Annotated in this window: 35 protein-coding genes, 1 tRNA gene and 9 pseudogenes; 34 read left to right on the top strand and 11 right to left on the bottom strand. The window is 51.6% G+C overall.

The annotated features are described in order from the left end of the window. Positions 1-34: 34 nt before the first annotated feature. Positions 35-514, bottom strand: a complete 480-nt coding sequence (locus tag JCM10550_RS04110; protein WP_157199909.1) for a DUF6998 domain-containing protein — start codon at positions 512-514, stop codon at positions 35-37. A gap of 251 nt (positions 515-765) precedes the next feature. On the opposite strand from JCM10550_RS04110, the gene JCM10550_RS04105 reads away from it, so the two are divergent. Further along, a complete protein-coding gene (locus JCM10550_RS04105; protein WP_218185114.1) occupies positions 766-1,179 on the top strand; it encodes a hypothetical protein in 414 nt (137 codons plus the stop codon). 930 nt (positions 1,180-2,109) lie between these two features. On the opposite strand, the gene JCM10550_RS04100 is transcribed toward JCM10550_RS04105, so the two are convergent. The 3 genes from JCM10550_RS04100 to JCM10550_RS04090 all read right to left on the bottom strand — a co-directional run bounded on the left by JCM10550_RS04100 (position 2,110) and on the right by JCM10550_RS04090 (position 3,365). Next, positions 2,110-2,196: transfer RNA gene (locus JCM10550_RS04100), tRNA-Leu, on the bottom strand. A gap of 123 nt (positions 2,197-2,319) precedes the next feature. After that, on the bottom strand, positions 2,320-3,009 hold the full coding sequence (locus JCM10550_RS04095; RefSeq protein WP_218185113.1) for an AI-2E family transporter: 690 nt from the start codon (positions 3,007-3,009) through the stop codon (positions 2,320-2,322). Further along, the gene (locus JCM10550_RS04090) at positions 2,916-3,365 is read right to left on the bottom strand and encodes a hypothetical protein (RefSeq protein ID WP_062397167.1); all 450 of its coding nucleotides are present in this window, start codon (positions 3,363-3,365) and stop codon (positions 2,916-2,918) included. The genes JCM10550_RS04095 and JCM10550_RS04090 overlap by 94 nt, the downstream gene beginning before the upstream one ends. 229 nt (positions 3,366-3,594) lie before the next feature. Between JCM10550_RS04090 and JCM10550_RS04085 the strand changes: the two are divergent. From JCM10550_RS04085 to JCM10550_RS16830, 25 genes and pseudogenes are all read left to right on the top strand, one after another. Beyond that, positions 3,595-4,088 (top strand): annotated as a pseudogene (locus JCM10550_RS04085) (hypothetical protein). Positions 4,089-4,130: 42 nt separating this feature from the next. After that, positions 4,131-4,349: a DUF2109 family protein gene (locus JCM10550_RS04080; protein ID WP_062397165.1), complete on the top strand. Its 219-nt coding sequence runs from the start codon at positions 4,131-4,133 to the stop codon at positions 4,347-4,349. Further along, positions 4,342-4,497, top strand: a complete 156-nt coding sequence (locus JCM10550_RS21900) for a hypothetical protein (protein WP_245618716.1) — start codon at positions 4,342-4,344, stop codon at positions 4,495-4,497. The genes JCM10550_RS04080 and JCM10550_RS21900 overlap by 8 nt, the downstream gene beginning before the upstream one ends. 1 nt (position 4,498) lies before the next feature. Beyond that, positions 4,499-4,585: a hypothetical protein gene (locus tag JCM10550_RS21895; protein ID WP_245618737.1), complete on the top strand. Its 87-nt coding sequence runs from the start codon at positions 4,499-4,501 to the stop codon at positions 4,583-4,585. Further along, on the top strand, positions 4,575-4,817 hold the full coding sequence (locus tag JCM10550_RS04075; protein WP_062397163.1) for a DUF2107 family protein: 243 nt from the start codon (positions 4,575-4,577) through the stop codon (positions 4,815-4,817). Before JCM10550_RS21895 ends, JCM10550_RS04075 begins: the two co-directional genes overlap by 11 nt. Then, entirely contained in the window at positions 4,801-5,274 is a 474-nt protein-coding gene (locus JCM10550_RS04070; protein ID WP_157199906.1) for a DUF2106 family protein, read from the top strand. Before JCM10550_RS04075 ends, JCM10550_RS04070 begins: the two co-directional genes overlap by 17 nt. Further along, positions 5,271-5,877: pseudogene (locus tag JCM10550_RS04065) on the top strand (EhaG family protein). The gene JCM10550_RS04070 and the pseudogene JCM10550_RS04065 overlap by 4 nt, the downstream one beginning before the upstream one ends. After that, positions 5,870-6,543 (top strand): annotated as a pseudogene (locus JCM10550_RS04060) (proton-conducting transporter membrane subunit). The pseudogenes JCM10550_RS04065 and JCM10550_RS04060 overlap by 8 nt, the downstream one beginning before the upstream one ends. A gap of 6 nt (positions 6,544-6,549) precedes the next feature. Beyond that, positions 6,550-6,756, top strand: coding sequence for a hypothetical protein (locus tag JCM10550_RS04055; RefSeq protein ID WP_062397160.1), 207 nt, complete (start codon positions 6,550-6,552; stop codon positions 6,754-6,756). 4 nt (positions 6,757-6,760) lie between these two features. Then, positions 6,761-7,611: pseudogene (locus JCM10550_RS04050) on the top strand (NADH-quinone oxidoreductase subunit H). Beyond that, positions 7,608-7,928 (top strand): hypothetical protein, encoded by a 321-nt coding sequence (locus JCM10550_RS04045; RefSeq protein WP_062397158.1) that lies wholly within the window; start codon positions 7,608-7,610, stop codon positions 7,926-7,928. Before JCM10550_RS04050 ends, JCM10550_RS04045 begins: the two are co-directional and overlap by 4 nt. Next, entirely contained in the window at positions 7,858-8,256 is a 399-nt protein-coding gene (locus JCM10550_RS04040; RefSeq protein ID WP_172673754.1) for a hypothetical protein, read from the top strand. Before JCM10550_RS04045 ends, JCM10550_RS04040 begins: the two co-directional genes overlap by 71 nt. Then, a pseudogene (locus JCM10550_RS04035) lies at positions 8,253-8,722 on the top strand (hypothetical protein). The gene JCM10550_RS04040 and the pseudogene JCM10550_RS04035 overlap by 4 nt, the downstream one beginning before the upstream one ends. After that, positions 8,719-9,288 carry a nickel-dependent hydrogenase large subunit gene (locus JCM10550_RS21890; protein ID WP_245618715.1) on the top strand — a complete coding sequence of 190 codons (570 nt, stop codon included), beginning with the start codon at positions 8,719-8,721 and terminating at the stop codon, positions 9,286-9,288. Before JCM10550_RS04035 ends, JCM10550_RS21890 begins: the two are co-directional and overlap by 4 nt. Beyond that, on the top strand, positions 9,239-9,613 hold the full coding sequence (locus JCM10550_RS21885; RefSeq protein ID WP_245618714.1) for a hypothetical protein: 375 nt from the start codon (positions 9,239-9,241) through the stop codon (positions 9,611-9,613). The genes JCM10550_RS21890 and JCM10550_RS21885 overlap by 50 nt, the downstream gene beginning before the upstream one ends. 208 nt (positions 9,614-9,821) lie before the next feature. After that, a pseudogene (locus JCM10550_RS04025) lies at positions 9,822-10,447 on the top strand (4Fe-4S dicluster domain-containing protein). Next, entirely contained in the window at positions 10,444-10,836 is a 393-nt protein-coding gene (locus tag JCM10550_RS21880) for a molybdopterin dinucleotide binding domain-containing protein (RefSeq protein ID WP_062397154.1), read from the top strand. The pseudogene JCM10550_RS04025 and the gene JCM10550_RS21880 overlap by 4 nt, the downstream one beginning before the upstream one ends. Further along, on the top strand, positions 10,823-11,152 hold the full coding sequence (locus JCM10550_RS21875; protein ID WP_245618713.1) for a hypothetical protein: 330 nt from the start codon (positions 10,823-10,825) through the stop codon (positions 11,150-11,152). The genes JCM10550_RS21880 and JCM10550_RS21875 overlap by 14 nt, the downstream gene beginning before the upstream one ends. Beyond that, positions 11,124-11,285: a hypothetical protein gene (locus tag JCM10550_RS21870; protein ID WP_245618712.1), complete on the top strand. Its 162-nt coding sequence runs from the start codon at positions 11,124-11,126 to the stop codon at positions 11,283-11,285. Before JCM10550_RS21875 ends, JCM10550_RS21870 begins: the two co-directional genes overlap by 29 nt. Then, a complete protein-coding gene (locus JCM10550_RS21865) occupies positions 11,242-12,057 on the top strand; it encodes a hypothetical protein (RefSeq protein ID WP_245618711.1) in 816 nt (271 codons plus the stop codon). Before JCM10550_RS21870 ends, JCM10550_RS21865 begins: the two co-directional genes overlap by 44 nt. Before the next feature lie 84 nt (positions 12,058-12,141). After that, positions 12,142-12,810, top strand: a complete 669-nt coding sequence (locus JCM10550_RS21860; RefSeq protein WP_245618710.1) for an amidohydrolase family protein — start codon at positions 12,142-12,144, stop codon at positions 12,808-12,810. 184 nt (positions 12,811-12,994) lie between these two features. Beyond that, entirely contained in the window at positions 12,995-13,873 is an 879-nt protein-coding gene (locus JCM10550_RS21855; RefSeq protein ID WP_245618709.1) for an amidohydrolase family protein, read from the top strand. Further along, positions 13,870-14,331 carry a hypothetical protein gene (locus tag JCM10550_RS18100; RefSeq protein WP_157199905.1) on the top strand — a complete coding sequence of 154 codons (462 nt, stop codon included), beginning with the start codon at positions 13,870-13,872 and terminating at the stop codon, positions 14,329-14,331. Before JCM10550_RS21855 ends, JCM10550_RS18100 begins: the two co-directional genes overlap by 4 nt. Further along, positions 14,316-14,657 carry a hypothetical protein gene (locus JCM10550_RS18095; protein ID WP_157199904.1) on the top strand — a complete coding sequence of 114 codons (342 nt, stop codon included), beginning with the start codon at positions 14,316-14,318 and terminating at the stop codon, positions 14,655-14,657. The genes JCM10550_RS18100 and JCM10550_RS18095 overlap by 16 nt, the downstream gene beginning before the upstream one ends. Next, positions 14,657-14,806 carry a DNA helicase PriA gene (locus JCM10550_RS16830; protein ID WP_083475288.1) on the top strand — a complete coding sequence of 50 codons (150 nt, stop codon included), beginning with the start codon at positions 14,657-14,659 and terminating at the stop codon, positions 14,804-14,806. Before JCM10550_RS18095 ends, JCM10550_RS16830 begins: the two co-directional genes overlap by 1 nt. 9 nt (positions 14,807-14,815) lie before the next feature. On the opposite strand, the gene JCM10550_RS04000 is transcribed toward JCM10550_RS16830, so the two are convergent. Next, the gene (locus JCM10550_RS04000; protein WP_062397152.1) at positions 14,816-15,028 is read right to left on the bottom strand and encodes a hypothetical protein; all 213 of its coding nucleotides are present in this window, start codon (positions 15,026-15,028) and stop codon (positions 14,816-14,818) included. Positions 15,029-15,204: 176 nt separating this feature from the next. On the opposite strand from JCM10550_RS04000, the gene JCM10550_RS03995 reads away from it, so the two are divergent. Then, on the top strand, positions 15,205-15,957 hold the full coding sequence (locus JCM10550_RS03995) for a coenzyme F420-0:L-glutamate ligase (RefSeq protein WP_062397150.1): 753 nt from the start codon (positions 15,205-15,207) through the stop codon (positions 15,955-15,957). On the opposite strand, the gene JCM10550_RS03990 is transcribed toward JCM10550_RS03995, so the two are convergent. Next, on the bottom strand, positions 15,954-16,115 hold the full coding sequence (locus tag JCM10550_RS03990; RefSeq protein ID WP_062397148.1) for a preprotein translocase subunit Sec61beta: 162 nt from the start codon (positions 16,113-16,115) through the stop codon (positions 15,954-15,956). The genes JCM10550_RS03995 and JCM10550_RS03990 overlap by 4 nt on opposite strands. Positions 16,116-16,198: 83 nt before the next feature. Between JCM10550_RS03990 and JCM10550_RS03985 the strand changes: the two genes are divergently transcribed. From JCM10550_RS03985 to JCM10550_RS03965, 5 genes and pseudogenes are all read left to right on the top strand, one after another. Beyond that, on the top strand, positions 16,199-17,227 hold the full coding sequence (locus JCM10550_RS03985; protein ID WP_245618708.1) for an amidohydrolase family protein: 1,029 nt from the start codon (positions 16,199-16,201) through the stop codon (positions 17,225-17,227). A gap of 29 nt (positions 17,228-17,256) precedes the next feature. Continuing rightward, a pseudogene (locus JCM10550_RS03980) lies at positions 17,257-17,684 on the top strand (universal stress protein). Positions 17,685-17,707: 23 nt separating this feature from the next. Then, positions 17,708-18,535: a CBS domain-containing protein gene (locus JCM10550_RS03975; RefSeq protein WP_062397143.1), complete on the top strand. Its 828-nt coding sequence runs from the start codon at positions 17,708-17,710 to the stop codon at positions 18,533-18,535. A 136-nt stretch (positions 18,536-18,671) separates the two neighbouring features. Then, positions 18,672-19,290: pseudogene (gene psmB / locus JCM10550_RS03970) on the top strand (archaeal proteasome endopeptidase complex subunit beta). A gap of 48 nt (positions 19,291-19,338) precedes the next feature. Then, a pseudogene (locus JCM10550_RS03965) lies at positions 19,339-21,247 on the top strand (beta-CASP ribonuclease aCPSF1). 52 nt (positions 21,248-21,299) lie between these two features. Here JCM10550_RS03965 and JCM10550_RS21850 read toward each other — a convergent pair. After that, complete coding sequence (locus JCM10550_RS21850; RefSeq protein ID WP_245618707.1) at positions 21,300-21,554, bottom strand: hypothetical protein; 255 nt, start codon at positions 21,552-21,554, stop codon at positions 21,300-21,302. Between the two features lie 28 nt (positions 21,555-21,582). Here JCM10550_RS21850 and JCM10550_RS21845 point away from each other — a divergent pair, with 28 nt between their 5' ends. Beyond that, the gene (locus tag JCM10550_RS21845) at positions 21,583-21,774 is read left to right on the top strand and encodes a hypothetical protein (protein ID WP_245618706.1); all 192 of its coding nucleotides are present in this window, start codon (positions 21,583-21,585) and stop codon (positions 21,772-21,774) included. A gap of 73 nt (positions 21,775-21,847) precedes the next feature. Then, the gene (locus tag JCM10550_RS03955; RefSeq protein WP_157199903.1) at positions 21,848-22,402 is read left to right on the top strand and encodes a hypothetical protein; all 555 of its coding nucleotides are present in this window, start codon (positions 21,848-21,850) and stop codon (positions 22,400-22,402) included. Between the two features lie 107 nt (positions 22,403-22,509). Here the strand turns inward: JCM10550_RS03955 and JCM10550_RS03950 are convergent, their stop codons facing one another. From JCM10550_RS03950 to JCM10550_RS21840, 4 genes are read right to left on the bottom strand one after another with little or no spacing between them, the layout of a single operon-like run. Next, the gene (locus JCM10550_RS03950) at positions 22,510-22,977 is read right to left on the bottom strand and encodes a DUF6398 domain-containing protein (RefSeq protein WP_062397138.1); all 468 of its coding nucleotides are present in this window, start codon (positions 22,975-22,977) and stop codon (positions 22,510-22,512) included. A gap of 33 nt (positions 22,978-23,010) precedes the next feature. Then, positions 23,011-23,274, bottom strand: a complete 264-nt coding sequence (locus tag JCM10550_RS24325; RefSeq protein ID WP_281175251.1) for an ADP-ribosylglycohydrolase family protein — start codon at positions 23,272-23,274, stop codon at positions 23,011-23,013. Next, a complete protein-coding gene (locus JCM10550_RS03945; RefSeq protein ID WP_281175250.1) occupies positions 23,222-23,848 on the bottom strand; it encodes an ADP-ribosylglycohydrolase family protein in 627 nt (208 codons plus the stop codon). The genes JCM10550_RS24325 and JCM10550_RS03945 overlap by 53 nt, the downstream gene beginning before the upstream one ends. Continuing rightward, positions 23,836-23,985 (bottom strand): ADP-ribosylglycohydrolase family protein, encoded by a 150-nt coding sequence (locus tag JCM10550_RS21840; protein WP_245618705.1) that lies wholly within the window; start codon positions 23,983-23,985, stop codon positions 23,836-23,838. Before JCM10550_RS21840 ends, JCM10550_RS03945 begins: the two co-directional genes overlap by 13 nt. Between the last annotated feature and the right edge of the window lie 180 nt (positions 23,986-24,165).

Below are 24,165 nucleotides of genomic sequence, written 5' to 3'. Positions count from 1 at the left end.
TTTGATCTTCAACGATTATCCCCCCCTTTTTAGATCATGAGATTTCCATAGTTTTTCTATCGAAAATCTTCTCGCCCTCATTTTTAAATTCACGTATAGATGGTTGACATTTTTTATGATCACGAGCAACAGCCATTATGGCTGATGACTCGGCTTTCCACGTTTCATAAATATCATATTTCTCATCAAGGAGAACTAAAAGGCAATAGTCAAATTTATGTTCAGAGAACGAAGAGAGCCTTTTTGATTCTATTGATTTCCGGCCTAAAACAATTCTTCGTGTTTTAATTTGAACCTTTTTTCCTTCACTATCAATAGCGTCATAGCCAGCAGATTGAGAATTTTTTGCCAATCTTAAGTTATATTTGAAACAAGCTCCGATCTCACCAACTTCTCCCGTAATACCAAGTCTTCGTTTATTATCCATTAGATCTTCGTATTGGATGGAATTTTCAATCACTGAATTTATTATATCAATGTGGTTTCGTGTAATTTCAATTGATTCTTCTTTCATGTAAAAGTGTGACATTGTATGAATATTTAAACATAATTACTCCAGATAATTCAAAATACAATGATAAAATACCCATATTGCAAATATAATTGTTATTTGAGACACTCTGCAAATTATTTTGTAAAAATAACGATTATAAAGGCATATATAGGATTAATATTCTCATATAATTATGGATGCAGCTAAACCATCACCAGACTCACCACCTAAAAGATCAAATAAAGAGAATTTTGTCATTATATGTGTTGGATGTGTTGGACTCTTTTTATTTTTCACTATATTTGGAGCAGTTTGGGGGAGCAATAATAGGAGAACTGCCTGAATCATCTCAAGTATCACCTACCAAAACAATTGTTACGCCTACACCAACCAAAACATATGCGATCATTAATTTGTGTATAAATGATCCTGAATCTGCAGAATATTGGATCGGAGATACTGTTAACGTTTGGAAAACTCCAGAGAGAAAATACCTAAAAATTGTTGGTAAACTGCCTGCAGATAAGAATGTAAGAGTAGAGATTATTGATGAAAAAATCCTTGACGAGGGTTATGTTTCCTGTAAAATTAAATCTGATGAATATCATGTTGAGGGATGGATTGGGAAACATATGCTCATTTTGGAAAATGACGAAAATCATATGATGGCCTCCAAGAAAATATAAGCCTAATTATTAATTGACTTGAATTTCTTTTTATATTCAGGAAAAAAATCCAATTAATCATATTTTGACGGATTGGATGACAAATCAATCCTTTCTGTCGGACGCCATCACAGAATTTGGAGCATCCAAATCTTCAACAAAGTCGTTGTAAACTGCCATATTTTAACAGATTTTGGTTTGCTTTGTATTCACGTAGATAACAAACTTCAGTGAAATTGGTGAATATTAGGTAGATTTTTGTACTGAAGAAATTTAGATAAAATACATTTATCTAACGGATGGTCATTGTGATCTCAAACGAATTGTCTTGGTGATGGATTCAAACCAAAATGGAGTGGCATTAATCCTCCAGACATTTTCCAGGAATTAATTCGATAAAGAGATCCGCAGAATATTTATTGAAAAATTGTAGCATAAAACAATAATGCATAATATCTTATGATAATGTGTGGACCTTTCTATTTGTAATCTTGACTCTTACGGCTTATCTTTACTAATGACTATAAAAAATAGAACATATGTCCTTTGTTTTTGTCATCATATGCCAGAAAGATCGATTAAGTTTTTTGGAATTGAAAGATACTTGTGTGCCAGATGCTTTGGTATGCTTGTTGGAGGCATAATTGGTATAATATTACTATTAATGAACTACCATTTGCCCATTATTTTACTTCCAGTCTTATTATTGCCTTTAATTATTGATGGATTTTTACAATGTTTAAGCAGCTATACCAGTAATAATACCAAGAGATTTGTATCAGGATTTTTATTTGGTCTAGCTTCTGTGTATGTAGGGTTTTATTTTAGAATCATTTTGCAACATTTCTAATATCTCCTATCCAACTTGCCCAAAACAGTTAGAATATTTGTTGAATGTTTACATTTAGAATAGTGGCGTTTTTCACAACTAACTATAACCCAAAAAAGTCATGCGAGGGGGGGAGGGATTCGAACCCGCGAACTTCTACAAGACTGGGCCCTAAACCCAGCGCCTTTGACCGACTCGGCAACCCTCGCCAAATACAGACAACATTGTTGTCACTAAAAAGGTATAATCCTTGTATATCTCGTTGAAAAAATCAGGGTAAAATCGGAAAAATCGGAAAAACGGGTATGAGTGTTAGAATTATTATTCTCTCCTCACACCTGCACCTTCTCCAGCCACCCGTTCTCTTTGGCCCGCTTCATGATCCCAATCAGCTCGCGTCCGCAGGCGACTAAGAGTGCCAGCACAAGAGGCCCGATGACAAACCCGACAATCCCCATGATCCACAGCCCGCCAAAGAACCCGACCCACATAATTGCAGGGTGAATGGATGTCCTCTTCCCCATCATAATCGGCCGGAAGAGCAGGTCAGGGACAGCGCATACCACCGGATACCCGATAATTGCAATCAGCGCCGCCGCCCGGTAATCTCCCATGGCAATCGCATAAATGCCCAAAAAGATCATAATCAGGGTCGGGCCGATGATCGGGATCAGCTGGAACAATGCCACGATCAGCGACCAGAAGATGATATGCCCGTATCCCAGCACATAAAAGAACGGTATCGCCAGAAGAAAGGTGATCACCGACGTTGAGATATGCACAATATATATCGAATACAGGGTGTTCGAGCTTATTTCCTCGATATGACTCACAAAGGATTTCAGAGAGTCAGGAATACCGGACAGCAGGTTCTGCCAGATCTGTTCTCCAAATAAAAGGAAGATAAAGAACACCAGGAAAAAGATAATCACATTAAATATCGCTGCGGTAAACCCGGACAACACCGAAAAGAACCCCCCCGACTGAATCGTGTCCATATGGGAATCCAGAATCCCTGCCACATCAATCGGCGGAGTCGTTGCATCCCCCCCGGCGGGATCAACGCCATATCGATAAGCGCAGCATATATCTGGGTAATGATCTGCGTCAGATAATCTGCATTCCCATAGAGTATGACCGCACCAAACGCCAACGCACCAATCGCAAGAATACTCACAATAAACGTGACGGCAAATGCTGCAACCTGTTTACTAACAAACCGTGCAAGCCACGTATTCAGCGGCATGACAACAACGGCAAGAGATACTGCAAGTATGACAACACCCAGCAGAGAACCGAAAGCGTAGAGCGTGATAAACAGCACAATCCCTATAATCAGGAGGGCAAGTTTATCATGATCCGCGAATGCGCTTTTCATTATCAATAAAGTCGCCCTGAAGAGGTATATACATACTCACAGATGGAGAACTGTATGCCCGGTCCGCCTAAAATTGAACCCGTTTACTACCAAATCTCCGGTATTATTCCATCATTACGCGGATCTTTCCCACAATTAACCTATTTAGGATAATAAACGGTAATTTTACTGTGACAATGGGAAATGTTAAACCTCTGAAAGAGTATCTGTTATTATTCGGAGTTAATAAATGCCCGGCGTGGTCGTAAACATAATAGTTGCAGCGCTTGTCTGCTGGATTCTTTTTATTACAATTGATATTATATTCAGGCTTCCGGAGAAGGGAGGGGGGGTGAGCGGTGCAACTGCCATCGGCACCAGCATCGCCGCCGACAAGGGCGCACTGAATGGCGGATATATGATGGGAAATATCGTCTGTTCCCCCCCCGATGCATCCGCAGGAACCCTGCTTGCGGCCTGCGGAGTGTTCGTCGCCGGTATCCCCCCCGGCGGACTCATCGCCACCGCCCTTGTATTCGTCGGAAACAGGATCTGTCATGACCCAGGATACGCCGGAACACCGGCGCCTTCTGCGCCACATTCCTGATCGCAGGCTTCAGCCTCATCGGGATACCCGCCGACGCCTTCATCGCGGGCATGGTCATCGCTATCCTCACCATCCAGGGACTGTCCCACCCATATGCAAGCCATCTCCTGACCAGAATATGGAGGGTCCGGGCATGATTCCCATATATGATGCGGGCATGATCTGCATATCTATGCGGGATTGTCGCCCTGTATGCGGTCATCCGTATTCTGACTGAGAAGCACACTCTCAAAAAACTGGTCTTTTTGAACGTCATGAACTTCGCCATCACGGGACTGATTGTGCTGTCCATCCCTGACATCATGGTACTTTTCGCAGGCATCGCCTATTTTGTCGGTTCAACCCTGGAAGCCAATGCGATTGCCAGCACCTATGCAGGAGGGATTTCACATGAATGAATTCTATATGCTCATCCTCGGCCTGATTGCCCTGCTGGGCGTCATCGCGGTCTACATCAAACCGAGTCCCTTTGACAAACTTATCGGGCTTGCCGTCATGATGGGCGGGGGGGTGATCCCCCCTCATCGTACTGAAGGGCTACCTTGATGTGGCCATACTGGTTGCGATCATCATGCCCCCCCTGACGACGATATTCATTCTTCAGGCCACCGGGAGGAATACCGATGACGCCTGAACTCATCCTCGGCTTTATCATTCTTCTGGCAGGCGTTGCGGCCTCCGCCTTCCCGCGCGAGAGGGATTACATCTCCCGGCTGATCCATGTAGAAATGGCAGGTGCAGGCCTCATGCTGATCATGCTCGCCTACAATGAGACCATCGCGCTTTTGACGTTTGTCGCCGTGACCGCGATTGCCACCATCGTTTTGATACGGGTCATTGAACGGGGGGGTGAACCCTGTGATTAAACAGCTCTCCCGCTACATGGCGGACATCGACAACCTGATCGCCATCTATGCGGTGATCGTCATTGCCATCGCCGGTATTGCCCTTATAATTAGCATCGCAGCCCCCATCGGATACGAAGAGACACAGCTCTATCCCAAGGAGATCAACACCTCTTCTGCCCTGAACCCCCCCTACGACCGGGGGGGAGGAGTTCCGTTCGGCACAACCGAAGTGGCAGCACAGTACCCGCAGAACTCCCCCTACCTGGGATATGTGACCGCATACCTCACTCCGCTCTCCGCACTTATGGCCATCTCAAACCAGTATCTCGGCACCACCATCGTCTCCCATCCGGGAGGCATCATCGATGAGATTCTCTACAACACCCGGGGGGGACTGGATACCATCGTCGAGACAAGTATCCTGTTCGCCGCCTTTGCCATCGCCTCATTCCTTTACCGGAGGGAGGACGAATGATGAATGAATACACCATCGGCCTCAGTGTCGCCCTCGTTGCCATCATCATCACCTTTGTCGCGGCATTCCGGGAGAAAAACGACATCCACCGGCTGATCATTGCCGACCTTGCCGAGGTATCGGCCCTCGCGGTCATCGCGCTCATCGCAACCGACCTTGCAGAAGCCCTCATCATCCCCCCCGGCCTTGTCGTCGGCATATCCGAACTGATGGCGCTCTCCGAGATATATCTCGTCCGGGAACACCTGACCCGTCCCATAAAAGCCCCGTTCCGGATTGAGGTCATGGACACCGCCCCCCACGATCATCGCGGTCATCCTCGTCCTTTACGGCATCGTACTCTCCGGGTTTACCGGAGGAGCGGTCGCAGGCACCGGCATGGTCTTTTACTTCATGGGAAAGAAATCGTCCGAACGCTTTGCCCTTGTCGAGACCGTATCGGGATATGCATGGACCTTCTGGATTGTCGCGTTCTTTATCTTCATGATCGTTCCCGAATACTGGTTCTTTGCCGTCATGCTTGCCGGAGGAGCAATCCTTGCCAAAGTAACCGCCAAGATGTCCCTTGTGGGAACCATGCGGGGGGGTGAAAACGATGTTTGAACTACCCTCATCCAGTATCGGCGGACAGGAACTGTTCGTGCTGCCGTTCGGGGGGGATATTGTGAATTATTTCACTCCCTACACCGGAGCGCTCTTCCTCTTCGCCCTGATATTCACGCTCATCTGTATCTTTTCCAGACCGGAAAAACAGCTGGACGTCGCCTTTGGCACCGATGCCATCTATGCAAAGGAGGTCACCGGAAAGGATCTGCATTTCCGGCGCTTTATGGCAATTGCCTGTGGTGTTGCAACAATGGGAGCTGTTACCAGCGGAGACGTGTTTAACTTCACCCTCTTTGTCAGCATGGTGGGTATCTGCATCATCGGCATCGTGGCATCGGTGAAAAACAAACATGTGCTGAACGCGGCCTTCAACTACGGCATCATATCGATGCTGGCCACCATCCCCCCCTCTTCGGCGCAGCGGCAATCACCCTTGCGGCGACCGGGACGCTCTCCATCTGGGAACTCTCGGCAATGGCGCCCGCCATGCCGGGCATGGCCAAGGCCCTGATTCTGGTGGGAGTCATGGGAGAAGGTATCGCGCCGTTCTATGCGGCAAAGGCGGAACTGTTCCGGGCACCGGGTGCGCCCTATGTGATTATGATTCACGTCAGTTCCCTCTTGATGTTCCTGAGAGTTGTGGAGATAATGCTTACAGTGTGATATATTATGAATGGAAAAATAATTCAGATAATAACCGTTGTCGCGCTGATTTGCCTCATCATCGGAGGAATCGGACCGTATATCGGTTTAATGTCAGATATCGAACAGGCACTCATCTGTATCGTTGCACTGCCGCTATTCGTTCTGGGAACCATGCTGCTCTGGAAATACCGGAACGGAGAAGAGGACTATCCGTTTATGGGGGGGTACTAAAGATATGATCGGTTATCTGATTGCAGCACCATTCCTCGGGCTCTTATTTATGGGGGATACACCGGAAGGCCATTGCACGGATACAGGGCCGGCCCGGCCCTCCCATCTGGCAGGAGATCCTGCATACCCTGAAGTTCTCCTTTAAAGAGACCTGGGTCCCCCCCCGCACCGCGAGTAAACCGCTCTATATCAGCATCGTCTTCGTTGCCATTGCCATATGGGTCGGAGCGCTCTACACCGTAGTCCTCGGCGGCAGTCTGCTGCTTTTGTTCGGCATCTACATGGTGCAGAAAATGGTGGAGCACGGCGTCGGGGTTATCGCCCGGATCCCCGTATGCAAAATTCGGCGGTGTGCGTTCGGTCATATCGGCCTCGTCTGAGATACCCCTCTTTGCCGTGGTCGCAGGCATCTACTTTACCACTGGATCCCTGATGATATCAGACATCATGCAGTACCAGGCAATACACGGCCCGCTTCTGTTCAGTCTGTTCCCCGCAGCGATTGCGATGTATATGGTCATTCTCTCCAAGATGCATTACGGACCCTTCTCCATTGTCGAGGCAAAGGAGATTGTCAGCGGGTATAAGACCGAGCACTTCGGTGCCTGGCGTGCGGGTCTGGAGATATCGGATGCCATCCGCACCGTCGTCCTGCTGATGACGTTTGTCGCGATCTTCTGGGGAGCCTTATCACCGGTTCTGCTGGTGGTCGCGATGCTCATCATTCTGATATCGCTCTCGTTTGTGTGTGCAGTAACACCCATGCTCAGCCCGTATGACTGTGTGACGGTGCAGCTGGTAACGATCGTGATTCTTGTGGCCTGGATGGCCATCCTGGGGGGGCTGATCGCATGACATCAATCAAAACCATCCTCTCCGGCGGCCTCGTTGCCTACCTTTTGATCGCCGTGTGGCAGGTGACACTGCACCCGGAGATCTCTCTGCAGGCACTCGGTCTCGGTGTGGTGTTCCTCATCCTGACCGGTATCGCCTGGACGACAGATGAAGAACACCTCAAGAAAGCGGAGATGGGTATCCTCTGGATCTGTGTCGGGCTCTTTGCCCTCTATGCCGTACTCGTCGCAGGGGGGGGATGGCCTGATGGTCACCTATCTCTACGAAAACGATCTGCGGGAGATGAAACTCATCATCCTCTCCAGCCCGCTTCATGAAGTGACAATGGCCGCCCTGTGTGAAAAATACGGGGGGGTCCGCCGCCAGATCCTCCGAAAAAAACTGATCAGTCTCCATGACATGTCCCTGCTGGAAAATATTCCGGCACGCTATGAGGTCTGGGAAAGAGAACAGACCGAAACGGATCAGTCCGTCGAATCCCTATTAGGGGGGGCGAGCCTCATTACCCGGCAGATACCTCTCCTCACCGATGACGAGATGAACACCATCATCCAGCAGACAAACGACAAAATTTCCGCCGGTTGCACCAAAGAACAGGCAATAAATGAAGGAATAACAATGATACAAGAGGTAATCCGTTCATGACAGCATTACAGGACATGAAAAACGCGGTCCGTTCACGGTCCATCCATGTCTGTTATGTCAATGTCGGTTCGTGCAACGGATGTGATATCGAGATTCTTGCCTGTCTGGCACCCCCCCGGTATGATATCGAACAGTACGGCATCTACGTGCATAACAACCCGCGGGAAGCCGACATCCTGCTGGTGACCGGGGGATTTTCCCCCCCCAGTGGGAAGACAAACTGAAGATGGTCTGGGACAAGATTCCCGAACCCAAGGCGGCAATCGCCATCGGAAACTGTCCCATATCCGGGTGTGTCTTTAACCGAGAAGGCACCTATCTCGACCCGCCGGTGCGAAAGCACATCCCCCCCATCGCAGCAGAGGTGCCGGGGGGGTGTCCTCCCCCCCGGCCGACCGAGATTCTGGAAGCGATTCTGTCACTTGCACCCGTGGTATTCAGTGATTATGAAAGGAGAGAAGAATGAAAAAGACAGTTGATGTATCCCTTCCCATAGGGCCGGTGCATCCGGTCTTTAAGGAACCGTGCCGGATTAAGTGTGAGACCCGTGGTGAATATGTCGTTCAGGCAGAACTGGAACTCGGATACGTAAAGAAAGGTATCGAGCGGATCATGGTCGGCAGGCCCTGGCAGGAGGTCATGTTTCTGGCAGAGCGGGTCTGCGGCATCTGTTCGGTCATACACAATTACGTCTACATCGAAGGCATGGAACGCATCGGTGATATCGCCGTCCCCGACCGGGCGGCCTATCTCCGGGCGGTGGTAAACGAGCTGGACCGGATTCAGAGCCATCTTCTGGCTAACTATTCCTACTGTTACACCATCGAGCATGAGACCCTCGCCATGTACCTGCTCAATCTGCGGGAGACGGCCATGGACGCCCTCGAACTGATCACCGGAGCACGCGTCACCTGTTCCTACATCATCCCCCGGCGGCGTGCGGTTCGACCTCACAAAAGAGAAAGAACAGTCCCTGCACACCATGCTCGACCACATCGACTCCGAACTCACCCGGTTTGTCGGGATGTTTGAAGGAGGCTCGATGATCGCCCTCAGGAGCAAGGATGTCGGCGTGTTTACCCGTGAAGAGGCAATCGAGTCACACACGGTCGGGCCTACGGCCCGTGCCAGCAATCTGGACAACGACTGCCGACTCTTCCACCCGACCTATAAGAAACTGGGATTTGAATCTGTTCTCCTCGATGACGGGGGGGACAATTATGCTCGCATAATGCTCCGGTTCCTTGAGGTATTCCAGAGCACCAACCTCATCCGTAGCTGTCTTTCACAGATGGAGCCGGGCACCATCCGGGGGCGGCGGCGTCATCGGAGCAGGCTCCGGTACATGGGCGGGTGAAGCCCCCCCCGCGGCGAACTCTCGTATATCATCGACACAGACGAGTTCGGACGGATAGAAAAGATCGGGATACGCACGCCGTCCATTATGAATATCGAGGCATGCGTGCATTACATGCTGAAAGGGGGGGTGGACTCCTCGGCCGATGTGACCTCCACCTATATCAGTTCAGACCCGTGCATCGCATGCAATGAGAGGTAAAAAACCGATGGCATCGTCAATAATCTGGTATCTGAAAGAATTTGCCCGTGGCGAGTGGCTCACGAAATTTTTCACCGTGAAGACCCCCCCCTCTTATCACCCCCCCGCCCCCCCCATTTCCGGGGGATTTCCCACCATCACCGATAAGGAGTGCACGCATTGTCTGGCATGCATGATGATCTGTCCCGCACCGAACGCCATCGCCGTAGTTGAAACGGACGGCGTCTGGAACCCGGAGATATACCCCCCCGGCCACTGTATCCGGTGCGGACTCTGTGTGGAGGCCTGTCCCGAGGATGTTTTGACGACAGGGGGGGTGATTCTCGAAACGCAAAAAGCAGAACAGACTTCATTTCAGTCATCCTTCCATCTCTCCATCGACCCTGTGCTGTGCAGCCGGTGCGGGAACTGTGCGGTGGCCTGCCCCCCCATCAATAAAGAGATCGACCCTATCTGGGAGGGACGGGTACCGCATCCAGCGAAGAGGTGATCATGCGCATTATCAACGGTGAGATGCGTATCATCCACCCGGAGAAGTGTACCGGCTGTAAGACCTGTGAAAAGACCTGCGCGAACCATGCCATCCGGGTGGCACGCGTGGTCGAAGGTATGCAAGGGGGGGTGGACCAATGAAGTTCATCCTGAACACCGGACGGACCATCCGGCAGGGGAAATATATCGAGAACAAACTGGGTCAGGGATATGCCGAGGAGACCTCCCGGTGTCAGATTCATCCGCTGGACCTGCTGGAACTGGGCGTGGAAGAGGGTGAGAATGTGCTGGTGACAAGTGCGATCGGTGAAGTCGTACTGATGGCCGTTGCCGATGAAGGGCTGCCGAAAGGGATGGCCTTTGTCTCCTACGGTATCCACTGCAATTCAATCATCGCAGCCTGCACCCACGGCACCGGGATGCCCGACTATAAGATTCATGAAGTGGAGATCAGCCCGACGTCGGAAGACCGGAAAACACCGGTTGAACTACTGGAACAGTTAGGAGGAGTCAGGTATGCAGGAAATTAAGGATATGGTATGCCCCTTCTGCGGGTGTCTGTGTGATGACATCACTCTGGAAGTAGAAAATGACAAAATCGTATCAGCAAATAACTGCTGCACCATCGGGAACGCAAAATTTCTGGGGGGGAAAAACCGGCTGAAAACCCCGATAAAAAAGGTGGACGGCGCGTGGGTTGAGATCAGCTACGATGAAGCGGTGGAGACCGCGGTCGATATGCTGCTGGACGCCGACCGGCCGCTGCTCTTTGGCTGGTCCGGGACGCACGGAGAGGCGCAGTGTGTCGGGGGTCCATATGAACGAAATTCTGGGCGGCGTCATTGACAGCACCACCTCTGTTTGTCACGGCCCGTCCATTCTTGCCATTCAGGAAGTAGGTCATCCCGGCTGTACGCTGGGTCAGGTGAAGAACCGTGCGGATCTCATCATCTACTGGGGGGGCTGCAACCCCCATTGAGGCCCACCCCCGGCATATGAGCCGGTATACCACCTATGCGGACGGATATTTCCTGGACAATGCGTTCCGGAACCGGAAGGTCATCGTCGTCGATGTGCGGGAAACGGAGACGGCAAAGGTTGCCGATGAGTTTATCCGCATCAAACCGGGCGGCGACTATGCGGTGCTCTCCTCTCTGCGGGCCATTCTCCGGGGCAAAAGCGATATGATACCGGAATCGGTCGCAGGGGTCACCAAAACCCAGCTCATGCAGGTGGCGGAGATGTGTAAGACCTGTTCATTCGGTGCCTTATTCTTCGGTGTCGGCCTGACGATGGCGAAAGGCAAATACAAGAACGTCAGAAACGCCATCGAACTCGTCGATGACCTGAACCGGCATACCAAATTTACGCTCACCCCCCCGATGCGGGGGGGACACTGGAATGTCTACGGGGCAAACGAAGTGATGTCATGGATGACCGGCTACCCCTTTGCAGTTGACTTCTGCCGGGGGGGTGTGGCCTTCTATAACCCCCCCGGAGAGACAACGGCCATTGATGTTCTTGCACGCAAGGAGTGTGATGCCGGTATGATCATCGCAAGCGATCCGGGGGGGGCCATTTCCCCCCCCGTGCCTGTATGGAGCAGTTGCGTGATATCCCCCCCTTATTGTCATCGACCCGTTCGAGTCGATGACCACCACCCTTGCCGACCTCCAGATACCGGTCGCGGTGACCGGTATCGATGCGGAAGGGACGGCATACCGGATGGACGGCATTCCCATCAAGATTAAGAAAGCAATGGACTCCGCATACCCCCCCTCCGACACCGAGATCCTCACCCGAATTTATGACCGAATGCTTGAGGTGAAAGGCCTATGAAAACACTCCTGATAAAAAATGCCTATGTCATCGACCCGATACAGCGGATATCCGGCGAGACGATGGACATCGCCGTCCGGGACGGCAAAATTGTCGATGACGTCAAAAACCCGGATCAGGTGATTGACGCTACAGGCATGCTCACCCTCCCCCCCGGCGGGATTGATTCCCATACGCATATCTGCGGAACAAAAGTCAACTTCGGCAGGTACATGAGCCCGGAGGATATGCGGGCCGGGCGCACATCACGCAAAGGGGGGGATATGCATGCAACCGCCGGTTACAGCGTCCCGACAACCTATGGCAACAGTTACCGCTACTCCAAGATGGGATACACGACACTTCTGGAAGGGGGGGCGATGGCACCGATGGAGGCACGCCACACCCATGAGGAGTTCCGCTACACCCCCTTGCAGGACTGTCTGGCAAACACGCTCTTTGACGGCAACTGGTTTGCTTTGGAGGCAATTCAGGACGGGGGGGACATCAAACGCCTTGCGGGGGGGGTTCTCGCATGGTACCTCTCGGCCGCCAAGGGCTTCGGGGGGGTCAAACTGACCAATCCCGGCGGGACGGAAGCATGGGGGGGTTCGGCGAGGATATCTCCTGCATTCATAAACCGATTCCGCGATTCAATATCACGCCCCCCCGTGAGATCATCGTAAAGATGATCGAGGCAAACGAGATGCTCAACCTGCCTCATTCCGTGCATCTGCACTGCAATAACCTGGGAAAACCGGGCAACTACATGTGCACGCTCGACACCTACAACGCCATTCCCGACCTCAACGATAAGCGCCAGTCGCTCTACTCCACGCATGTGCAGTTCCATTCCTACGGCGGCTCTTCATGGAACGATTTCTGTTCCAAGGCAGAGGATATCGCCAAGTCGGTGAACGACAAACCCCCCCAGATTGTCATCGACACCGGTCAGGTGATGTTCGGGAAGACGACTACAATGACTGCGACGGGCCGATGGAGTTCAACCTCTATCGTCTCTACCATAACAAGTGGAGCAATCATGACGTCGAGATGGAGACCGGGTCCGGGGTTATTCCCGTTCAGTACCGAAAGAAGAACCTGGTCAACGCGATCATGTGGGCCATCGGTCTGGAACTGGGCCTGCTGGTCAATGACCCGTGGCGGTGCATTCTTGCGACCGATAACCCCAACGGGGGGGCGCCCTTCGTCAAATATCCGGAAGTGATGGCCCTTTTAATGAGCAAGGAATATCGCGACAAGGAATTTGCCACGCTGCACAAATCAACCGGCAGACGGGTGATTCTGCCTGCACTGGAACGGGAACTCACCTGGAATGAGATTGTGATCATGACCCGTGCGGCACAGGCGCGTGCACTGGGTCTGGTTGATTATGGAAAAGGTTACCTTTCGGAAGGTGCCGAAGCGGATATTGCCATCTACCCGATTGATGTCACGAACACCGACCCGGCACATGACTATGAACGGATCATCAACGGCTTTTCCACAACGGAATACACCATTAAACGCGGAGAAGTTGTCTGCCGGAGAGGTACCTGCACCCTGGAAGGAAACCATTCGACCTACTGGGTGAAACCCCCCCATGTGCCTCCGGCATACGATATGAGCACGGATCCGGCGTTTATTGACGGATTTAACAAATATTACTCGATGCGACTGGCAAACTATCCGGTCGGAGAGGAGTATATCGGCCGCAATGTCTGCATGGAGACGGAGGCATCCTTATGATGAAAGTCATTCTTGAAGTAAAAGAGCGGCATAAACCGAATCTCCCGATTGAAGCGGAGTGTATCACCCCCCCCAAAAACTTTCTGGACCCGGAACGGGAGTTTCATGTCTGGAAAGGCAATAAGGAACTGGATATCACGGATGTCTTCCACGTCAGAAAGGACGGGAATGCAAAATCCGCCGAACAGGTCGAGATCATCATCCGGGGCGACAGTTCCCATATCAAACGGGTCGGTGAGTACATGGACGGCGGCAAGATCCTTATCGAACGCGATATCGGGATGCATTGCGGGAATTTCATGAGTGCGGGGGGGCTCATTGAAATCCAGGGGGGGGATGCAGACTCCTGGCTGGGTCGGGAGATACATGGCGGCAAGATTCTCTGTCACGGCAATGCCATGGACTATGCCGGTTCCGGATACCGGGGGGGGAAAAGCAGGGCATGCAAGGCGGACTGATTGAGATCATGGGTGATGCAGGAGACTTTGCCGGAGAGACCATGGCAGGCGGCGAGATCATCATTCATGGCAACGCCGGGGGGGACATGCCGGGGGTTGATATCCGGGACGGACGGCTGACCATCATGGGTGACTGTTCCCGGCCCTGCGGCAATATGTCCGGCGGAGAGTGCAGGGTTTTCGGAACGGCACATGATATGCTGCCGACGTTCCGGAATGACGGCCCGACAACGATTGACTCCGTTCCGGTCACCCGGTTCTCAGGGGGATTACACCTCCCGCGGTTGGGAACAATTTATGTGGCGAACTGCAAATATATGGATTAATGCTGAAACATCGTTGCGGATATACTGCTGCCATCCACTGTAAAAACTGCGGTCGGCCACTCATCGATCATAAAAAAGACGGACTCTACTGTCCCTACTGTGGCCGCCGCGTGACGATGATCTGTCCCGGATGCGGAAAGCCCTGGTAATGGCGGCGGTTACCAGCTGGTGCTTCTGGCGACCAGACGTGCATACACTGCACGCAGTTTTCCGGTCTCCTCAGCGGTCAGATTCTCCCGGTTGTTCTGGTGCAAATACCGTTCCAGTTCAACAATGACCGCATCCGCTTCGTGATGATTTTCAACCTCGATATATTCCTGAACACTGCCCCCGCTGCATCGTTTCCCCCACATACCGGGCAGAGTTTCCACTTCTGAAACCGGTCAATGTAGCTGAACGTCGCACAGTTCTCACAGCGGATGATAAGATACATCTCTTATATCGCTAATCTATCCGACAGATGATTAATCTTTTTGAGGAATGGAATCTTATCTTCCGAAGAGGACATTTACGCAGAGTTTTTATTTCCAACGATTATTATTGAGTAATGACAATTGAAATCATTCCCGTAGAGGGAATACCCATTGTTCAGGCAGGGGGGGATAACTTCCCGGCATTCATCGCCAACTGTCTTTCCATAGAGGAGAACGATGTGCTCTGTGTGGCGTCATCCGCCTATTCCAAATCAAAGGGATATCTACGGTGTCTTGCCGATATTCAGCCGACGGAACGTGCCGCGGAAATCGCAAAGAAGTGCGGCGAAGATCCCCGGTTTATTCAGGCGGTGCTGGATGAATCCGACGACATCATCATCGATTATCCGTTTATTCTCTGTTCACTGCCGCACGGACATGTGGGGGGGGTACGGGCAGGTATTGACCATTCCAATGTGGAAGACGGACTCATCATTGTGCTGCCGCCCAATCCGATGGAGGCCGCAGCAGAGATTCGGGAAGAGATCAAAAAGATTACCGGGAAAAATATACGGGTTATTCTTACCGATACCTGCGGGCGTTCCTTCCGGAGAGGACAGGCCGGAGTTGCCATCGGATGGAGCGGTATGCCCGCCATTCAGGATTATCGCGGGGGGGATACCGACCTCTTCGGCCATGTGCTCGAGATCACCGAAGAAGCGGTCGTTGACGAGATTGCCGGTATTGCAAACTTTGTCATGGGCGAGAGCAACCGTGGCGTGCCTGCGGTCATCTGCAGAAACGTGCCCGTCTGGGAAGGGCATGATGACCTCTACTTCAAAGCAGAGGAAGATCTCACCAGAAAGGCGATGAAAAATAAGTATTAATATACTGCATTCAGGACGATCGTAATGAGCGCAATTGCTCCTGCAATGATCATCACCATATTCGGGGGGGAGATCTGCACTGCCCTGCGGTCTTCACTGTCATAATATGTGACGAGACCAGCTGAGGATACCAGTCTTCCACCACTCTTTTTTGCCATAGCATACAATTGAATTTTAGCATATTTAAATTGGAAGGTGACAATCGCTGAACACTGAACAGATATACGAGGGCAGGGCCCTGTTGGGAGATGATTTTGACGAACGAAATGTCCGTATCGTTGTCGCCGATGGGGTGATCACCCACATCGAAGAGATAGACCGGGTGCCGGATCAATGGATCGTTCCGGGATTTTTTAATGCCCATACCCATCTGGGCGACACCGTTGCCATGGACGTCGATGCCGCCGGGAGTATCGGAGATCTCGTCGCCCCCCCGCCGGACGGCCTGAAACATCGCATATTGCGTGCGTCATCCCCCCGTCTCTGTGTGGAAGCGATGGCGGCAAGTATCCGGACCATGGCACAGACCGGAACATGGGGGGGATTTGCCGATTTCCGGGAAGGCGGTATTCCCGGTGTCGAATACCTGCAGCAGGCCAATACCGACTGTTCCCTTGACGCGGTCATCTTCGGAAGGGACGGGGGGGGAGAGTCCGTCGGTGCAGGTCTGGGTGTCTCCAGCAGCCGCCATTACGGTGAGGAATTAACCAAAATCATCGAACGTGCACGTGCCGACGGAAAACAGATCGCCTTTCATGCAGGAGAAAAGGACAGTAGGGATGTGGATGCCGCCCTCGCGTTTGACCCGGATATGCTCGTTCACTGCACGCATGTCACTCCTGCACAGATCCGGCGCATCGCCGATGCCGGCATCCCGGTGGTCATCTGCCCCCCCCGGTCCAACTGGAGACTGGGCGTCACCTCCTCCAACCAAAACCCACCGGTGCATGCGATGCTTGAGGCAGGAGTCGAACTCTGGCTGGGAACGGACAATGTCATGTTTGTACAGCCTGATATGGCAGCGGAGATGGCATTCTGCCATTATGTGTATCACATCGATGCACCGACAATTCTCAAAATGGCAACCGGCGGGGGGGCACAGATAGTGGACAGGAACTATTCCCTTATCAAAGATCATGACGCACGGTTTACCCGGTATAATATGGCGCGTTCAAATGCAGGATTCTCAAAAAACATATTAAATACCATAATAACCCGACTCAATTCCATCAGCATGGAAGGAAGTCTTTTAAATTGCTATTTAAAATAGGTAATAAAGCAATTCTTTAGAGGTGGACTGTGTTTACAAATATTCTCGTTGCCGTAGATGGATCAGAAATCAGTATTAAAACTCTGGAAACGGCATTGACCGAAGCCAAAGTGTGGAATGCGCAGCTTAATGTAGTCTATGTTCTTGAGACCGGCCTTTTTGATGACATTCCTGCAGATGAAACGATGGAATATATCAGAAACATGCTGGAACAGCAGGGACTGAATGTTTTTCCTATGCGGAAAAGAGGTGTGAAGAGGAAGGTGTTGCTCTGAAGACGCATCTGAAAAAAGGTCATGCAGGCATTGAAATAATTGCTGCAGCAACCGATTTGAGTGCAGATCTTATTGTTCTTGGATCTCACGCGAAGAGTGATATCGAGAAGATATTGCTGGGCAGCGTGACGACCCATGTCGTACGCCACAGTCATGTCAGCACCCTGGTGGTGAGAGCATAACACAGGAGACGGTTCGTGACGTGATGACAACGGATGTTGTCTGCGTGGAGATACCCGGAAACAGAGATGATGTGCTCAGGATACTGAAACGAACCGGTATCAGTGGCGTTCCCGTCCTGAAAGAGGGAGTGCTGGTAGGCATCATCACCCGCAAGGATCTGCTCAGAAATCCCGGAGAAATGCAGCTGGGACTGCTGATGACGCCGGACCCGGTCACCATCACCCCCCCGGATGAAACCATTCAGAGTGCGGCGGCCATTTTAATAAAAAATAATTTCCGCCGTCTGCCGGTCGTTGAAGGCGGGGATCTGATCGGTCTCATCAGTATATCGGATATCGTGGGCGCTATCGCCCGCATGAAGTTCACTGACGAGATCCGCAACAAGTTCAGTTCCCATACCTTTGCCGTCTGGGAAGAGTCACCCCTGCCGCTTGTGGGCAGGATCATGGAGATGTCGGGATACGATGCGGTGCCCATCCTGAATGAGAGCGGTCAGCTGACCGGTATCATATCAGAACGGGATTTAATCCGGCATTCCAGTATTGAAGACAGTGTCGAAGTAAGTGACTTTTCAAACGGCACGGACGATGACGAATGGACCTGGGAATCGCTCCGCGATAACTACACCATATCCTATGGCATCTCCAAGGTCCAGCTCCCGGACAAACCGGTCAAAGAGGCAATGGTACGGGAAGTGGTTGCTGTCTCCCTGAACGCGGAGGTCAGTGAATGTGCACTGAAGATGAAGCGTGCACGGGTGGACCAGCTCCCGGTGATCAATGGTGACCGCAAGATGGTCTCCATGCTCTACGACCGCGAGTTAATCAGAATCATTCTTGAAGAAGCGTAATATCTTCTTCATTTCAGCATATTTTCAGAACGCTTTTCTGAAAATATATCCAATACCTTTATGAAAGAATGGCGCGTTCTATACCTAAGCGCTTTTACTCCCTTATATAGCGTACTTTTGATCGGAGGATTGTGAATTGTCAGAACTACCAGAAGGGGTAACAAAAGGTACTACAACGGTAGGCCTTGTGTTTCAGGATGGGGTAATACTTGCAACAGAACAACGTGCCACAATGGGCACAATGATTGCAAGCAAGAAAGCAAAGAAAGTCTACCAGATTGCAGACCGGATAGGCATGACCATAGCCGGAGGAGTGGGCGATGCACAGACCCTTGTGCGGCTGATGCAGGTGGAGTGTAACCTCTACCAGATTCGTCGCGGTCGTGATATGACCGTAGGTGCATCCGCATCACTTCTTTCCAATGTTCTGAACCAGAACCGGCATTATCCGTATTATGTCCAGCTGCTTGTCGGCGGATTTGATATTGACGGCCCCCAGCGTCTACTCAGTAGATGCGATGGGAGGAGCATCAAAGGAAGAGGATATTGTTTCAACCGGTTCAGGTTCTCCGTTTGCATACGGGGGGGTACTGGAAGACCGGTATGAACCCAATATGGATGAAGCAGCAGCGGTTGACCTTGCAAAACGGGCACTGCGGTCAGCCATCCGGCGGGATTCGGCATCCGGTGAATCCATGAATATTGTAATAATTACCAAAGATAAATACGAGGAGATGACTGAGGAGGTTCTTTAAAACCCCCCCGCATTCTCTCTACTATTTTTCTTTTTTAGGACGATTTTAATGTTAATTGATGAGCGATTAGAAGATCTCAGGAATAAGATCAACGCCAAAGTGCCTGCGGGCATTTCGATATCAGAGGTTGAATTTGAAGGGCCGGAACTTGTCATCTACACCGATGATACCAAGAAATTTGCCGAACAGGCAGATTTAATCAAGATCCTTGCCCGTGAGTTACGCAAACGAATTGTCGTGCGCCCCCCCAATATCCTGGAAGACCCGGAAAAGGCTGCGGCAAAAGTGCGCGCGGTTGTGCCGGATACTGCGGGCATAACGGATCTGTTCTTTGATCCCGATACCGGTGAAGTGCTCGTTGAAGCCGAAAAACCCGGACTTGTGATTGGAAAGAACGGGGGGGCAACCCTCCGTGACATCACCAAAGAGATCGGGTGGACGGCAAAGGTCGTGCGCACCCCTCCCATCGAGAGCAAGACGGTCAAGGATATCCGCCAGTATCTCCGGTCGGTAAAGGATGAACGAAAGGAGTTCCTTCGCCGTATCGGAAAGAGAATCCATCGGGATGTCAGGAGCAAGGACAAATGGGTCCGGGTCACCACCCTCGCTGCTGCCGTGAAGTGGGCCGGGCGGCGTTTCTGCTCTCGACCCCGGAGAGCCGGATCCTTATTGACTGCGGAGAAAAGCCCGGCAGTCAGTCCGAGGGATTCCCGTACCTGGGAGTGCCGGAGATATCTCCGCTCAGTTCACTGGACGCGGTCGTTTTGACGCATGCGCATTTGGACCACTGTGCAATGATACCGCTGCTCTACAAATACGGGTTTGATGGCCCGGTATACAGCACCCCCCCTGCAACGCGCGACCTCTCGGCCATGCTTCAGCTGGACTATATCGATGTGGTCAACAAGGACGGCGGAGTGGCCCCCCCGTATTCATCACGGGAAGTGCAGGAGTACCTCAAGCATTCGATCACCCTGAACTTTGGCTCGGTCACGGATATCGCCCCCCCGGATGTCAAACTGACCTATCATAACGCAGGCACATTCTGGGATCGGCGATCAGTCATTTCCACGTGGGAGACGGTCTCTATAACGTTGCGTTCACCGGCGATTTCAATTACGACACCACCCGTCTCTTCGGCCCGGCGACCGTGCAGTTCCCCCCCGTCTGGAGACACTCTTCATGGAGATACTTACGGTGGTTCCCATGATATGCAGCCATCCAAAAAGGATGCCGAACAAAAACTCTACGATATTGTCAATACGACGATAAACCGGGGGGGGAAGGTTGTCATCCCGGCATTCGCGTCGGACGTTCCCAGGAAGTGATGCTGACCCTTGAGGAAGGGGTGCGGCTGAAAAAGATTCCGAATGTCAAGGTCTATCTGGACGGCATGATCAAGGAAGCAACGGCCATTCACACGACCTATCCTGAATACCTGAACCCTGACCTCAGGACACAGATCTTCAAGGAAGGTATGAATCCGTTCCTGGCTGAATGCTTTGAGCAGGTTGATTCATCCGAACTCCGCAAGAAGGTCATCGAAGGCGACCCGTGCATTATCATCACCACCAGCGGTATGCTCTCCGGCGGCCCGGTAATGGAGTATCTGCGTAACCTTGCCCCCCCGGATGAAAGGAATTCCCTCGTCTTTGTGGGATATCAGGCGGACGGTACGCTCGGAAGAAGGATTCAGAAGGGCTGGAAGGAGATACCCATCGGACGGCGTGAGACCATCAATATGAACTGTGAAATACAGACCGTTGACGGGTTCTCCGGTCACTCCGACAGAAATCAGCTGATGCGCTACGTGAAGCATCTCCAGCCCCGGCCGGAACGTATCTTCACCATCCACGGCGATGAGAAGAGCACGATTGACCTGGCATCCTCCATCTACAAAAACTATCATATCCAGACCGTTTCACCGATGAATCTCGAAACCTACCGTCTGGTATAACATACTCTCTTTTATTTTCTCTGCGAATATTACCGCAATGAAGCAACGCCTGTCACTGGTCATCGGCATTTTCATCATCATGGCACTGTCCAATGCTATTGTGCCGGTGCTTCCTGAATTTGCCGATGAGATGCCCGCCCTTCAGGGAATTATCTTTTCTGCGTATTTCTTTGGTGCGTTTGTGATGGTGCTTCCGGCAGGCGTGCTGGGTGACAGGTTCGGTCGCAAACCGTTTATTATTGCAGGCCTGCTTTTTACCGTAGTATCCGGGGGCCGTTATTCTGCTGGTCTCGAACCCGTATGCCATTGCCGTCGCACGGATTGTCGAAGGGGGGGTGGGTGCGGGACTGTTTGTCTCCTGTGCCCTCTCATGGGTGAATCTGCAGCCGAACCATGCCCGACTCTCGGGTCTGTATTTTGCGGCCCTGAACGCGGGGGGGCTGATCGCGGGACTGATGGGAACCGGCCTCCTGAATGCCCATTTCGGCCAGAACAGCGGGTCATGCTCTTTACGGGACTGGCCGTGATACCCCCCTGATCTTTTCCTTCTTTTTATCCGATCCAAAAAGTGAACGCACGGATGGCATGCCGGAGGTGCATATGATTGGCTGGAGGAACAAGTGGCTGTATCTGTCATCCTTTATTCTCATTGGTATTTCCGGTGTGCTGATATCGTTATACCCGGAATTCACCGATGAGAGTCCGTTTATTCTGGGCATCTTGTTTGCAACGATGAACGCCGCAACGATATGCAGTTCCCTGATTGCCCCCCCGCGTCTCTCCCTTCAGCCGATACAGACGATACGTCTGGCATCCGCATTGGTGGCAATCGCGGTGATCGGTTCGTTTGTCGCACCGGTTTATGGAGGGATAGGCGGGGGGGTCTTCTTCCTGTTTATGGTCGTCGGGGGGGCCGCGGCAGGGTTTGTGTTCGTCTCCCAGATGAACTATCTTGCTGTCACGGAAAAGATGCAGGGGGGGACCGCGGTCGGCCTTTTGACCGCCGCATCGTACGGCGGGATGGCTTTTCTGCCGTTTATCGCCGGTATCCTTTCGGAATATTTCAGCTATGCAGCGGCATTTTTTGTCAGCGGGTTCTTCTGTCTCTTAGTGACCCTCACCATCGGCCGGTGCCGGTGTGTTCTGCCGGAATAATTGGGAGGGGGGGGATATGAAGGATGGCTGATCATCTTCAACCCTCTTTACCAGAGGTGAAACCCTGAGATCGAATCTACTCCTGTATCCGATCAGTCACGTCTCTGTCATCTGTCCGATTCAAGTTTTTTCAGGAGTTCGGGAGGAAGCATATCTTTGGGCACGATAACCCCGTCAATCAGAACCAGATCCTCATACAGGTCTTCCTCGTCCTCCCGGCTGGTCGAGAACTCTTCATCAAAAAAGTACAAATCGAACATGTCGCGTATTCCTTTGGCCTTCTGTGACGTGGTGCTCTTCTTTGTTTTGAAGTAGTCGCAGATGTCAGCGGGGGATGCATACGGTTTCGTCGACTTGTCAAAGAGGTAGTTGATACTCCCCAGGGCGTAGACAACGGCCGCCGCCCAGATCTCGATTCTTCCGGACAGAAAGGGCACCGGGCGTTTCCGGGACATCTTGCGGATGAGCTTTTCGCAGAGCACCTTGTACTCCTCATCAAGATATTCATCGCAATACTCACCCGTCATCCGGATGAGGCGTTCGGTCTTCTCGGCTATGGCTTGTGTATCACGCATTGGAATGCTCCTTATGGAGTGTTTGTCCGGACCCTATGATAATGTACCGCGTTGTCGGTCACCGGGATCAAGGAGAAACAGATCGTCTGAAAAATGTTCGATCAATTTTCTTTGTACAATCGTGTTTTTCCATTCCCCCCCGGGAATTGCACCGACGCCGTAATATGCACCGGCAAGCTGCCCATATATCGCTCCCGTTGTGTCCGCATCGTTTCCAAGATTCACTGCCGCAAGACACCCTTCCTCAAACGTTTCTGTCCGGGCAAATGCCCACAAAGCTGCTTCGAGTGAGTCCACGACGTATCCCGTCCCCCCTGAATTTCAGGGGGGGCTCGTTTTCGTGGAACGAGCCGTTTGCTATTGTGCGAATCTCACTGGTGAGGGGAAAGAGTTCCCAGTACTGTTCCACCGGGGAAAATTGCGGGGAGAGTAATTGTGCCTTTGCATATCCCGAGACCGCTCCCACAATGAGTGCTCCCATATAGCGGCATGCATCCACGCATACGTCAAGGGCATGGGTGGTCTTTGAACATTCACCGGAGAGTTCGATTGCCCGGGAGGGTGTCTTTGCATACGCCAGCGGAACCGGTGCCAGGCGCATCAGGGATCCATTTCCCGCCGACCGGGGGGGATGGGTAAGACCGGAACAGGGGGGGTTACCCGTTTCTTCGAAATGGATAAGCGCCGTTAGTGTCGTGTTGCCGATATCGAAACATCTACCATTGCTGCTCAGGTGCCCGTTGTGATACCAGTCACCATAGCGTACAAGTTGATCTTTTGGATCAAATCCTTTGCAATTGATGAGGCTTTCGGCCAGACAGAGGGCCATTGAAGTATCATCCGTCCATTCACCGGGATTCAGACAAAACACCCCCCCTCGCCGATCATTGCGTTGACGGGGGTGAACGATCCCGGTGGTTTGAATTCCAGAGGGACGCCCATTGCATCCCCGATTGCGAGGCCGAGAAGGGATCCGTGATAGCGTTCGAGAGTTGACGGTTTGGACAATTGTATCAAAGATTACTTTTGTTAGCGGGAATGGTTGAACGTTTGGATTTGGTGGAGGATTGAGAAAGAAAATTACGTAGTGGAACCGTATCGACTCTGGTTTCTCTAAAACACTCAGGATATTTTTCCGAATAGCATGCACAAACAATGAAAGTGAGACCGCGTCCAACATTTAACTCG

This window comes from Methanogenium cariaci JCM 10550, assembly GCF_001315945.1.
Taxonomy (GTDB): Archaea; Halobacteriota; Methanomicrobia; order Methanomicrobiales; family Methanomicrobiaceae; genus Methanogenium; species Methanogenium cariaci.
This window is presented reverse-complemented; position numbering and strand designations above follow the sequence as displayed.